The organism is Streptomyces sp. NPDC051243 (assembly GCF_044455405.1).
GTDB lineage: Bacteria > Actinomycetota > Actinomycetes > Streptomycetales > Streptomycetaceae > Streptomyces.
The window spans coordinates 193,188-205,691 of record NZ_JBITES010000019.1 but is presented as its reverse complement, the minus strand read 5'-3'; the positions used below and the strand labels follow the sequence as shown (position 1 = coordinate 205,691).

The window sequence follows — 12,504 nt, the reverse complement described above, 5'->3', positions numbered from 1 at the left end:
ATGAACACCACCGACCACACCTCAATGGTCGTCACGATCACCCACGAACGCACCCGGCCACGAAGGCGTCGCGCCCGCCGCGGCCACTTGCCATGGCGGTGCGAGCGTCACAGCGCCGTGAAGGTCCACAGCAGGTTGCTGCTGCTGCCGTAGGTCCACTGCTTGGTGACGGAGCCCGACTCGACGTTGCCGCCGCCGTCGAGGACAAGGCCGGTGGTGCGGTTGGCGATCGAGTAGCTGGCGCCGCCCCGGTGGGTGATCGTCCACTGCTGGTCGGTGCCGCCGTTCCAGGGGGCCTGCCTGGCCGCGGAGCCGTCGGAGGTGGCGCCCCAGCCGTCGGCGACCATGCCGTTGGTGCGGTTGACCAGCCGGTAGTAGCCGCCTGAGACCGCCTCCGCGTGCCACTGCAGATTGGGGCTGCCGTCCCAGGTCCACTGCTTGAGGTTGGAACCGGAGGCCACGTTGCCGCCGCTGTCCAGGGCGAGGCTGTTGGTGACGTTGGTGATCCGGAAGTACGTGGCCGGGTTGAACTGGACTCTCAGGGAGGTGATCTGGTCGTTGTTGCCGGTGACTCGGAGGTCCGCGTTGTCGGCGGTGAAGGTCCAGGAGGTGCCGGTGAAGCTGTCCCCCGAATAGCCGATCACCTGGTAGCCGGGAGCCGGACGGAGGGAGGAGATGGTGCGCGCGCCGAGGCCGGCCGCGGTCAGGTCCGCCGCGGTGTAGTCGCCGACGGTGAACGGGGCCGAGCGGCCGGTGTAGTTGACGTCCGTGAAGGCGACGGCGCCGGTGAGTGGCAGCATGCCGGGGATCGTGCCGGAGAAGGCGAGCTTCAGGACGTAGGCGTGCGCACTGTGCGGGGCGGAGGAGGGCAGGGTGACCGTGAGGCCGGAGGGGTTCTGGGTCGGTGTGGGCAGGTCGATGTAGGTGCCGGCGGTGGAGCCGAGGAGCTTCACCGAGGTCAGCGACTGGAGGTTGATCCGGTCCGTGCCGAGGGTCTTGATCGTCAGTGAACTGCCGGGCCAGCCCAGGACGGTGGCGTACAGGACGTTGTCGGCCTTGTTGCGGGTGAAGCGGATGTCCTGCGCGGTGCCGGCCGTCGGATTGGTGAAGGAGCCGCCGCCCATCTTCGTCGGGCCTTCGCCGTACACCGTCCAGGCACGGGTCGAGTAGATCGACTCACCGAAGCGCTTCAGGTAGTCACCGATGCCGAGCAGGATGTCCTTCTGCGCCTGGGGGATGGTGCCGTCGGCCATCGGCGCGATGTTCAGCAGCACGTTGCCGTTCTTGCTCACCCGGTCGATGAACGAGTGCAGCATCTGCTGGATGCTGTAGTAGCCGATGCCCTGCGTGTAGCACCAGCTGCTGTTGGAGATGCTGTCGTCGGTCAGCCAGTACGGGGTGGTGAGGTCGGCCGGGCCGCCGCGCTCGTAGTCGAACACCTCGCCCTTGCCGTTCATGCCGTCCTTGTACGTGGTGACGACCTCACGACCCCAGCTGACCGCCTGGTTGTAGTAGTACGCCAGGAAGTTCAGGCGCTGTTGCTCGTCGACGGCGTCCAGGTTGAAGTCCTGCCACAGGATGTCGGGTTGGGCGCGGTCGACGACCTCCTTGAGCTTGTCGAACCAGAGCTGGTTCGCCGCGGTCGGCTCCAGCTGTCCGTAGAGCTTCTTGAGGCTGGGGTCGGTCTGGGCGGGGGCGTGCTCGTAGAAGCCGGTGAAGTTGTACGCGTGGTGCATGGCCACCAGCAGCTTGAGGCCCTTGGCGCGAATGGCCGTGGTGAAGAGCTTCAGCAGGTCCAGTCCCGGGCCCTTCTTCACCGAGTTCCACTCGTTGACCTGGCTGTCCCACATGGAGAAGCCGTCATGGTGTTCGGCGACCGGGCCGGCGAACCTGGCGCCGGCGTCGACGAACAGCTGCACCCACTCGTCGGGGTCGAACTTCCCGCCGGCCGACTTCAGCTTCGGCGCGAACTTCACGAAGTTGCCCGCCAGGTCCTGAGCGCCGTTGATGAAGTTGTGGTACGGCCACGCCGATGGCTGGCCGTAGGTCGCGATGTGGTGCTGGTTGGCGCTGTCGCCGGCCCGGTACATGTTGCGCGGGTACCACTCGTTGCCGAAGGCGGGAACGCTGAAGACCCCCCAGTGGAAGTAGACACCGAACTTGGCGTCCTGGAACCACTCCGGGGCCGGCGGGTGCTGATCGACCGAATTCCAGTCGGGCGTGTAGGTGCCCGGTGCCGCCTGTGCGACGCCGGCCCCGAGGCCGCCGCCGGCGACGGCTGCCGCCACTGCACATGTGGCGGCGGACAGGAGCTGGCGTCTGTTGAGAGAACTCGGCATGAGGACATCCCTGGTGTGGGGGGGGACAAGGGGACTGGAAGTACTGGGGGATGCGACGTCAGGGTTCTGGAGCGGACCGGATGTTACGCATGAAGGTCGACCATGTGACGCTCCGTTGTCAACGGGCGTGCAGGGATGAATAGGCCCTGTCGACTCGCTTTTTCGCCCGATATGAGCGCGATCTCCCCATTCGTTCGGCGCCAGACATGGAATGTTTGGCGAGCGCATCATGGAATGGGAATCGATTTGGGCGCCCGACCACCCTGCCCGCCGCCGCGGTCGGCTTCCCGTACACCCATCCCCGTATCATCAACGTCACTCTCGGCATGCGGACTGCGGAACGGGTCGGACGAAACGTGGAACTCCATGATCAGCGCGTCCCCGACGCCCTCTGGGACGATCTCCACGCTCAGGGGCTGATCAGGTCGGACGTGCTCGTGGGGCGCGGTGGGGGGAGGGATGCGCGGTGTCTTTGACGGACAAGGCCATCGAGCAGATTCGTGAGCTGATCCGGACCGGTGCGCTGCCTCCGGGGTCGAAGCTGCCGCCGGAGCCGGACCTGGCCGCCCAGCTGGGACTGTCCCGCAACCTCGCCCGGGAAGCGGTCAAGGCACTCGCCGTCGCGCGGGTCCTGGAGGTCCGGCGAGGCGACGGCACCTATGTGACCAGCCTGCAGCCGAGCCTGCTCCTGGAGGGTCTCGGCGGTGCGGTGGAGCTGCTGCAGGGCGACTCGGTCGCCCTGCGGGACCTCATGGAGGTACGGCGGCTCCTCGAACCGATGGCCACGGCACTTGCCGCCACCCGGATCACCGACGCCCAGCTGGCCGAGGTGAAGCGGCACCTGGACGCCATGCGCGAGGCCCGCGACGACGTGGAACAGCTCAACGCCCACGACGCCGCCTTCCACCGCACCGTCGTTTCCGCCACGGGCAACGAGACCCTCCTCACCCTCCTGGAAGGGATCTCCGGCCGCACCCTGCGCGCCCGCATCTGGCGCGGTCTGGTCGACGACCGGGCCGCGGCCCGCACCCTCGCCGAACACGAGGCGATCTTCAATGCTCTGTCCGCCCGTGACCCCGCCCTCAGCCAGGCGGCCGCACTGCTGCACGTGAGCAACACCGAGCAGTGGCTGAGGGAACACCTGCGCTCGGGCGAACCCCTCCCCTTCGGGACGACAGCGCCGAAGTGACGGGGCGGCCGCCCCCGGCACAGCCGTACGACGCCTCCCTCCTCGACAGCTCAACTCCGAGCCCTTACCCCGCGTTGGCCGGCTTGGCCAGGGGTCGCAGACATGGGGCACGTCAGCGCACCAGGCGTACTTGCCCTCACGCTCCTTTCCTACACATCCAATGTCTGGCCCTGCTGCCAGGGTGCCGATCGGGCGCACATCCGGAAGTTGACCCGCAAGTAGGTCAGGAATGTCTGTCACAAGACTAGACAGGAACAACGTGCGTATCCGTTAATCCATCCCATGTATCAGTGGAGAGGACCCGTGGTTTCCAGAACCCTGGGGAACCGGGGCGGAGTTCTGATGTGAGCCCGCACACCAACGACCAAGCAGTCGCTCTCTCCTCACCGAAAGGCGCATGATGTCTTCCTCCGTCAGCAGACGGCGCCTCCTGCAAATAGCCGGGGCCACCGCCGTCGCCTCTACCACTGGATCCTTAATCGGCAGTTCTCCCGCCCACGCGGCGATCCCGCCCGCAAGGGCCGACATCGGGGTCTCCGCGCACCCCTTCGCACTCGACCAGGTCCGGCTCACCGCAAGCCGTTGGCTGGACAACCAGAACCGTACGCAGAACTACCTGCGGTTCGTCGATGTCGACCGGCTGCTGTACAACTTCCGCGCCAACCACCGGCTGTCCACCAACGGCGCGGCTGCCACCGGCGGCTGGGACGCGCCGGACTTCCCCTTCCGCACCCACGTCCAGGGGCACTTCCTCACGGCATGGGCACAGCTGTACGCCGTGACCGGGGACACCACCTGCCGGGACAAGGCAACTTACATGGTTGCGGAGTTGGCCAAGTGCCAGGCCAACAACGGCGCCGCCGGTTTCAACGCCGGGTACCTCTCCGGCTACTCCGAGTCCGACTTCACCGCTCTCGAGCAGCGGACCCTGAGCAACGGCAACGTGCCGTACTACACCATCCACAAGACCCTCGTCGGCCTGCTGGACGTGTGGCGCCACATCGGCAGCACACAGGCCCGGAACGTGCTGCTCGCCCTGGCGGGATGGGTCGACTGGCGCACCGGCCGGCTGACCAGCCAGCAGATGCAGGCCATGCTGGGAACCGAGTTCGGCGGCATGAACACCGTGCTGACCGATCTCTACCAGCAGACTGGCGACGCACGGTGGCTCACTGTCGCCCAACGGTTCGACCACGCCGCGGTGTTCGACCCGCTGGCGTCCAACCAGGACCGGCTGGGCGGACTGCACGCCAACACCCAGGTGCCCAAGTGGATCGGGGCCGCCCGGGAGTACAAGGCCACCGGCACCACCCGCTACCGGGACATCGCCACCAACGCCTGGAACATCACCGTCAACTCGCACACCTATGCCATCGGCGGCAACAGCCAGGCGGAGCATTTCCGCGCCCCGAACGCCATCGCCGGCTTCCTGAACAAGGACACGTGCGAGAGCTGCAACACCTTCAACATGCTCCTCCTCACCCGGGAACTGTTCGCGCTGGACCCGAACCGAGCGGCACTGTTCGACTACTACGAGCGGGCATGGCTGAACCAGATGATCGGCCAGCAGAACCCGGCCGACGACCACGGCCACGTCACCTACTTCACGCCACTCAACCCGGGAGGCCGACGCGGTGTGGGCCCGGCGTGGGGCGGCGGCACCTGGAGCACCGACTACGGCACCTTCTGGTGCTGCCAGGGCACGGGCCTGGAGATGCACACCAGGCTGATGGACTCCATCTACTACCGCAGTGACAACACCCTGATCGTGAACCTGTTCGTGCCCTCGGTGCTCAACTGGTCAGAACGCGGAATCACGGTCACCCAGACCACGACATACCCCGTCAGCGACACCACGACCCTGCAGGTCACCGGCAACGTCAGCGGAACCTGGGCCATGCGCATCCGCATCCCGAGCTGGACCACCGGGGCCACCATCAGCGTCAACGGCACGCAGCAGAACATCGCCACCAACCCCGGCAGCTACGCCACCCTGAGCCGCTCCTGGAGCTCCGGCGACACGGTCACCGTGCGCCTGCCCATGCGGATCGTCATGCGAGGGGCCAACGACAACACCGACGTCGCCGCGATCACCTACGGCCCGGTGGTCCTGTCCGGCAACTACGGCAATTCCGCGCTCACCTCCCTCCCGACACTGAACACGTCGTCGATCACACGGACCAGCAGCAGTTCGCTCGCCTTCACCGCCACCGCCAACGGCTCCACCGTCAACCTGGGCCCCTTCCACGACGCGCACGGCCACAACTACACCGTCTACTGGAACGCCGGCGGCAGTGTCCGTCTGGTCAACGTGGGCAGCGGCCTCCTGCTGGGCATCCAGAACATGTCCACGGCCGACGGTGGCCGCGCGCTGCAGTGGTCGGACAACGGCACCGCCGACCACGACTGGTACATGATCACCGACGGGAACGGGTTCCGCTTCCGCAACGCCCACAGCGGCAAGGTGCTCGGCGTCCAGGGCATGTCCACGGCGGACGAGGCGACCGTCCTGCAGTGGTCGGACACCGGCACCGCCGACCACCGATGGACGCTGCTCGACCAGAGAGACGGTACGTACAAGATCCGCAACGAGAACAGCGGCAAGTTGCTCGCCATCGCGAACAACTCCACCGCTGTGGGCGCGTTCGCAGTCCAGGACTCGGACGACGGTACCGCCGACAACCGATGGCGCATCGTGAGGAACTGAGATCCGCCCCGCAACCAGGTCTTGGTCGCTCTCCGCCCTTCATTTTTGCTCGATTCTTCGACCAACGTTCGACATACCGAACCCAGTTCACCCAAGGAATGAGGTCCCGTGCTCAGACATACTTTCAGCCGCAGACATCTGCCTGTGCTGCTCGCGGCTTTGGTCGCTTCGGCGGCGACGCTCGTCGCCAACCCTGCTCAGGCGGCCACCACCAGCGCCGTGCGCGGCGTCGCTTCCGGCCGGTGCCTCGATGTGCCGGGCGCCAACCAGACCGACGGCACGAACGTGCAGATCTGGGACTGCCACGGCGGGACCAACCAGCAGTGGACGCTGACGGACAACAACCAGCTGACTGTGTACGGCAACAAGTGCCTGGACGTTCCGGGCCACGCCACCACGGCCGGTACCCGGCCGGTGATCTGGTCCTGCAACGGCGGTACCAACCAGCAGTGGCGGGCGAACGCAGACGGCACGATCGTCGCCGTGGAGTCCGGTCTGTGCCTTGACGTCAGCGGCGGCGCCACAGACAACGGCACGGCGGTGCAGCTGTGGAACTGCAACGGCGGCAACAACCAGAAGTGGACCGGCCTGTCCGGGACGTCGCCCACGTGTTCCCTTCCGTCGACGTACCGGTGGACCTCAACGGGTCCGCTGGCGCAGCCGGCGAACGGGTGGGTCGCGCTGAAGGACTTCACCGCCGTGAGGTACAACGGCCAGAACCTGGTCTACGCGACCACCTCTGACGGATCGTCGTGGGACTCGATGGCGTTCCGCCCCTTCACGAACTGGTCGGACATGGCGACGGCCACCCAGACCGGGATGGCCGAGGGCCTGGCGGTGGCGCCCAAACTGTTCTACTTCGCGCCCAAGAACATCTGGGTGCTGACCTCGAACGGGTGGGGCACCCAATGGCCCTTCGTCTACCGCACGTCGAGCGACCCGACCAACCCCAACGGCTGGTCCGCCCCGCAGCCGCTGTTCACCGGCAGCCTCCCCGACGGCAGCGCGATCGACCCGACCATGATCGCCGACGGCACGACCATGCACATGTTCTTCGCCGGTGACAACGGCAAGATCTACCAGTCGACCATGCCGATCGGGAACTTCCCGGCCAGCTTCGGCTCGTCGTACACGACGATCATGAGCGACACGGTGAAGAACCTGTTCGAGGCGCCGGAGGTCTACAAGGTCCAGGGCCAGAACCAGTACCTCATGATCGTCGAGGCTCGCGGTGCGAACGAGGACCGCTTCTTCCGCTCGTTCACGGCCACCAGCCTGAACGGTCCGTGGACCCCGCAGGCCGCCACCGAGTCCAACCCCTTCGCCGGCAAGGCCAACAGCGGCGCCACCTGGACCAACGACATCAGCCACGGTGACCTGGTCCGCAACAACCCCGACCAGACCATGACCATCGACCCCTGCAACCTGCAGTTCCTCTACCAGGGCCTGGCCCCCAACCAACCGCCGAACACGCCCTACATACAACTGCCGTACCGGCCGGGGCTGCTCACCCTGCAGCGCTGACCCGCGAGCACGTGATCACAAGCTCATGACCGTCCCCCTCAGGCCCGCAAAGCGGCTCCCGCTTTGCGGGCCAGGAAGGCCACACCCATGGTCCCCATACACAGACGACTGCTGCGTCTCCTCACGGCCACCGCACTGACGCTCACCGCCTGCGTCACCGCCTCCGTCGGCACGACCGCCGAGGCCGCACCGGGCAGCCCCGCGCTCACCCCGCCGCTGGGCTGGAACAGTTGGAACAGCTTCGGATGCGGGATCACCGAGGCGCAGGTCCGCCAGGCCGCCGACGCGATGGTCTCCTCCGGCATGCGCGACGCCGGCTACCAGTACGTCGTCGTCGACGACTGCTGGTTCGACCCGCAGCGCGACAGCGCGGGCAACCTCCGGGCCAACCCGACCAAGTTCCCCAGCGGAATGAAGGCGCTCGGGGACTACATCCACAGCAAGGGCCTGAAGTTCGGCATCTACCAGGCGCCCAACGAGAAGACGTGCGCGCAGGGCGTGGGCACCTACCCCGGCTCCACCGGCAGCAAGGGCCACGAGGTCCAGGACGCCAACACGTTCGCCTCATGGGGCGTGGACTACCTCAAGTACGACTGGTGCTCCGGCAGCGGCACCCTCAGCGAGCAGGTCGCGCAGTTCACTCTCATGCGCGACGCCCTGCGCGCCACCGGCCGCCCGATCGTCTACAGCATCAACCCCAACAGCTTCCACGCCCCCACCGGTGACAAGTTCAACTGGGGCGAGGTCGCCGACCTGTGGCGGACGACCGAGGACCTGCTCGACATCTGGCAGAACAACAACACCAACAGCTACCCGATGGGCGTCGGCAACGTCCTGGACATCACAGCGCCGCTGGCCGCTCAGTCGGGCCCGGGCCACTGGAACGACCCCGACATGCTGGTCGTCGGCCGACCCGGCCTGTCACTGACGGAGTCCCGCTCCCACTTCGCCCTGTGGTCGCTGATGGGTGCCCCCCTCATGGCCGGCAACGACATCCGCACCATGTCCGCCGACGTGAGCGCGATCCTGCGCAACCCCCGCCTGCTCGCCGTGAACCAGGATTCGCTCGGCGCGGGCGGACGCCGGGTGCGCGACGACGGCAACACCGAGGTGTTCGCCAAGCCCCTGTCCGACGGCTCGGTCGCCGTCGGCCTGCTCAACCGGGGCGAGAGCACCGCGACCGTGACCACCACGGCCGCACAAGTCGGCCTCACGGGCGGATCGTTCACCCTCACCGACCTGTGGACCGGCGGCACGTCCAGCACCTCCGGCCAGATCTCGGCCAGCGTCCCCGCGCACGGCGTCGCCGTGTTCAAGGTGACCGGCGGCAGCCCGCTGGCCGCGACCACCTCGCGGCTGCGCGGTACCGGGTCCGGCCGCTGCCTGGATGTGGACCTCGCCTCCACCGCGGCCGGCACGTCGACGCTGATCTGGGACTGCCACACCGCCGCCAACCAGCTCTGGACCGCGTGGGCCGGAGGCGAGATCCGGGTCTACGGCGACAAGTGCCTGGACGCCTCCAACCAGGGCACCACCAACGGCACCCGGGTCATCATCTGGCCCTGCAACGGCCAGAACAACCAGAAGTGGACCAGGCAGGCCGACGGGTCGATCCGCAACGTCCACGCCGGGCTGTGCCTGGACGCCGAAGGGGCAGGAACCGCCAACGGGACCCCGGTCGTCCTGTGGACCTGCAACGGCCAGAACAACCAGAAGTGGACCACGCTCACGTAACCCGCCCCCTGCCCAAGCAGGCAGAGGCCCGTCGGGAAGGGGGGCAGTCCCACGACAGCAGGCCAAGCTGCGGGGACTGCCCCTCCCTCGGCCGCAGACCCGGTCATCCTCGGCAACGGCGACGTTCCCGACGTCCGTCTGGAAGCCCCCGGCTCCGCGGGCGACCCGGACACGCAGTACCGGCACATCGTGACCGAACCGAACGGCGGCCAGACGCTGCTGAACAAGTCGGGCGGGGCGCGGCAGCCATCTGGACCGGGAACGCGACGGCCGGACAGAAGATCGGGCAGTGGGTGGACAACAGTGCCACGGGCAGCTGAAACCTCGTCAAGACCGCCGACCGGTTCTACAAACTGCAGTCCGTCAAGAACCCGAATCCGTACCTGGCCGGCGCGTCCGCCGGGGCGCAGCTGACCCTGCAGAACTCGCTCACGGACGGATCCCAGGACTGGGAGCTCGTCCAGTAGGCGCGATTTCCACGTAAGTTCGCGCGTACGTATCCCTGTCTTACCTTCGTGTCGCCCCGTGCCGCAAGTGACCGCACGGGGCGCACATCTGTCTCGCGGCGGTTTCCAGCAAGGGGAGTGAGCTGCTCCCGGACCGCCCCCGCTCTTCACTCATTGATTTCAGAGCATGATGAGCAGACGTGTATTCGGCTTGAGCTTCCTGTTGACCGAACGACTCTGTACGTATACCTCCAGCTTGGGGTTGTTCCCCGCTTTCACGGAGACGGTTCCCCGGACGTCCGCACCGAAAAGGAGACTGCGTGCCGCGTCGCCCGTATAGGCTCGGTCGGTGTCCTTTTCGACCACGATGACTTCCTTGTTCTGCTGAACCTGAGCACGGGCGCCCAGCTGGTAGTAACACGAACCACGTTCGTACGTCACGCCTGGATGCGAGTTGACGAAGGTGCGTATCTCGGCCTCCTTGTCGACCTTCAGGAGCCGGTACTTGTCGGCCGGAATCGGTTCGAGGTTCGCCCGCACTTCGTCAACCGATATGTCCTGACCGACGGCGAACAGGTTCTTCGTGCCGCGCACCCCCTGCTCGCGCCCGCGCAGGAAGCTGGTGGCGGCAGCGCGCACGGTGCCGATCGCCTCCTCGACGCCCTTCTGGGAATCCGCGTCCCAGATCGCGATGTTCCCGGCCGGGAAACCGTAGTTCTGGGCTGTCCGCTTGGCCAGGGAGTTCGGCACGAGGATCGCCGAAGTCCAGTGACCCGGGAGCCCGCCCATCTTCGCCGTGATCCTGTCGAGCCAGGGGCCGAGGATGGCCATGTCGCCGTCGTGCCGCCGGTCGCCGCCGGAGGCGTTCTCCTCGCCGTCCGTCACTACGATCTGGAGGAAGCTGTGCTCGCCGTATTCCTCCCAGATGTGACCCAGATCGTCAAGGGACTTCAGAGAAGCCTCGATAAGGGCCGTAGCGCCATTGTCGACCTGGTACAGCCCGCGCATGGACGGAAGATGCTTCACGTCCATGTCCCAGACCAGATTCTCCACCCTGTGGTCGAAGGAATAGAGGCTGATCCGGGTCTCGTGGCCGAGGCTGTCCGATTCGGCCTTCAGCCCTGCCACGAACTCGTCCACAACTCGAATGAGTTGACTCTCGTGCGGACGCATTGAACCCGAACAGTCCACCACCAGCGCGACGTGATTCACCTTGTGCTGGATCTTGTTTGCGGGCATGTTTGTGCTCCCCCTTCGAGGCTCCCCGAGTGATGTCTCCACTCTATGGGGAGGCACTGACAACGGCCTTTGACGCTCAATCACCTGCCCGTATCCAGCGCTGCGTCCGGCACCCGTGACACGCCGGGCGATCGCGGTCTTCCCGCTCGCCGCTGACGGGGTGAACGATGAGGAGCAGGAGGCCCGTCGCACCGTCGCGTACCGGCTCTGCGCCTATGACGGCCTGCCCCGCTCCGTCCGTGTGTCGGCGGCTGCCGCGTTGGAGGCTGTATCGATGACGGCGTGCACGCCGAACGTACCCGAGCGCGGTGAAGGAGCTGTCGCTCGCGGTGCACGAGTGCCACAGCCGCCGTGTGCTGCAGAGTGATGCCCCGGACACCGGCTGACCGACGACGCAGCGGGTCACGGGAGAACCTCCTGAGCAGACCGCACCACCCAGGACCCCGGGCAGCCCGGCATACGGCTGCGCCTGTAACGGCGCTCTCCCTTGCCAGTACGTTGGGCCGTACGCACCCAGTACGTGCGGCCGGGCGCGCAAGGACGAATACAACGGGGGGGTTCCATGATTCGGTCGCTCCTACGACGTCGCCGGGCGGCCTCGGGCTTCCAGCACCGCGTCGGTGACCTTCGCGGCTTCGTCCTGGCCGGCGTATTCGCCGAGTTCGCGTACGCGGGCGAGGAACTCGTGGTGCTGCATGGTTCGTCACCTCCGCTTGCCAGTGATCGCAGGGCATCGAAGGTGATGCCCACTTCCCCGGTACCCAGGTAGGGGTAAGCCTGTCAGCTCCGCACGACAGGCAACGGCGGCTTGTCCGGGCGGGCGGATGACCCCCGTCCGCCGCACTGCGGCGCTGGTGCGCTCCTCGCGGGCGGGGCCGGTCCGGTGACCTCCACAGTCGCCGGGCGCAGCAGGTTCTCGCCCAGCCGGTAGCCGGGACGCAGGACCGCCGAGCACACCAGGCCGTCCGCGGCGGCGCAGACGTGGTGGGTGAGGGCGTCGTGGCAGGCAGGATCGAACGGATCGCCCACCTCACCGAACGAGGTGACACCCAGCGAGCCGAGCTGCTCCTCGAGGGTGCCGGCGATGTCCTTCAGACCAGGCGTGAGCGGTTCATTGGCGCACGCCCGGTCGACGGCGTCCAGCACGGGCAGCAGCGCCCGGAGCACGTTGACCGCGGCGATCTCGCGCACGGCCAGTCGGTCCCGCCGGACCCGCTTGCGGTAGTTGTCGTACTCGGCCTTGACCCGCTGCAGGTCGGCGGTCTGCTCCTGGACCAGGCGCCGCAGATGGTCCAGCTCGGTGCTCTGCGGGCCGCTTCTGGTCAT

7 protein-coding genes and 2 pseudogenes are annotated in these 12,504 nt (G+C 67.1%); 6 read left to right on the top strand and 3 right to left on the bottom strand.

What is annotated here, in order from left to right; all coding sequences use genetic code 11:
• Positions 1-107 precede the first annotated feature (107 nt).
• Positions 108-2,339, bottom strand: coding sequence for an alpha-L-fucosidase (locus ACIBAG_RS38565; protein ID WP_399111898.1), 2,232 nt, complete (start codon positions 2,337-2,339; stop codon positions 108-110).
• Between the two features lie 257 nt (positions 2,340-2,596).
• On the opposite strand from ACIBAG_RS38565, the pseudogene ACIBAG_RS38560 reads away from it, so the two are divergent.
• The 6 genes and pseudogenes from ACIBAG_RS38560 to ACIBAG_RS38535 all read left to right on the top strand — a co-directional run.
• Positions 2,597-2,815, top strand: a pseudogene (locus ACIBAG_RS38560) (aldo/keto reductase); the annotation flags it as partial.
• The gene (locus ACIBAG_RS38555) at positions 2,806-3,528 is read left to right on the top strand and encodes a FadR/GntR family transcriptional regulator (RefSeq protein WP_399111896.1); all 723 of its coding nucleotides are present in this window, start codon (positions 2,806-2,808) and stop codon (positions 3,526-3,528) included. The pseudogene ACIBAG_RS38560 and the gene ACIBAG_RS38555, both read left to right, overlap by 10 nt.
• 400 nt (positions 3,529-3,928) lie before the next feature.
• Positions 3,929-6,235, top strand: a complete 2,307-nt coding sequence (locus ACIBAG_RS38550; RefSeq protein WP_399111929.1) for a beta-L-arabinofuranosidase domain-containing protein — start codon at positions 3,929-3,931, stop codon at positions 6,233-6,235.
• Positions 6,236-6,343: 108 nt separating this feature from the next.
• Positions 6,344-7,759, top strand: coding sequence for a non-reducing end alpha-L-arabinofuranosidase family hydrolase (locus tag ACIBAG_RS38545; RefSeq protein WP_399111894.1), 1,416 nt, complete (start codon positions 6,344-6,346; stop codon positions 7,757-7,759).
• Positions 7,760-7,846: 87 nt separating this feature from the next.
• A complete protein-coding gene (locus ACIBAG_RS38540) occupies positions 7,847-9,493 on the top strand; it encodes a glycoside hydrolase family 27 protein (protein WP_399111892.1) in 1,647 nt (548 codons plus the stop codon).
• Between the two features lie 60 nt (positions 9,494-9,553).
• A pseudogene (locus tag ACIBAG_RS38535) lies at positions 9,554-9,960 on the top strand (hypothetical protein); the annotation flags it as partial.
• Positions 9,961-10,119: 159 nt separating this feature from the next.
• Here the strand turns inward: ACIBAG_RS38535 and ACIBAG_RS38530 are convergent.
• Both ACIBAG_RS38530 and grpE read right to left on the bottom strand, forming a co-directional pair.
• A complete protein-coding gene (locus ACIBAG_RS38530; RefSeq protein WP_399111890.1) occupies positions 10,120-11,178 on the bottom strand; it encodes a VWA domain-containing protein in 1,059 nt (352 codons plus the stop codon).
• 780 nt (positions 11,179-11,958) lie between these two features.
• The gene (gene grpE, locus ACIBAG_RS38525) at positions 11,959-12,504 is read right to left on the bottom strand and encodes a nucleotide exchange factor GrpE (protein WP_399111889.1); all 546 of its coding nucleotides are present in this window, start codon (positions 12,502-12,504) and stop codon (positions 11,959-11,961) included.

What these genes read in the sequence shown, in the direction of transcription:
- ACIBAG_RS38565 (WP_399111898.1), bottom strand. Translation starts at nt 2,339, where the DNA reads ATGCCGAGTTCTCTCAACAGACGCCAGCTCCTGTCCGCCGCCACATGT.
- ACIBAG_RS38550 (WP_399111929.1), top strand. Translation starts at nt 3,929, where the DNA reads ATGTCTTCCTCCGTCAGCAGACGGCGCCTCCTGCAAATAGCCGGGGCC.
- ACIBAG_RS38540 (WP_399111892.1), top strand. Translation starts at nt 7,847, where the DNA reads ATGGTCCCCATACACAGACGACTGCTGCGTCTCCTCACGGCCACCGCA.
- ACIBAG_RS38530 (WP_399111890.1), bottom strand. Translation starts at nt 11,178, where the DNA reads ATGCCCGCAAACAAGATCCAGCACAAGGTGAATCACGTCGCGCTGGTG.
- grpE (WP_399111889.1), bottom strand. Translation starts at nt 12,504, where the DNA reads ATGACCAGAAGCGGCCCGCAGAGCACCGAGCTGGACCATCTGCGGCGC.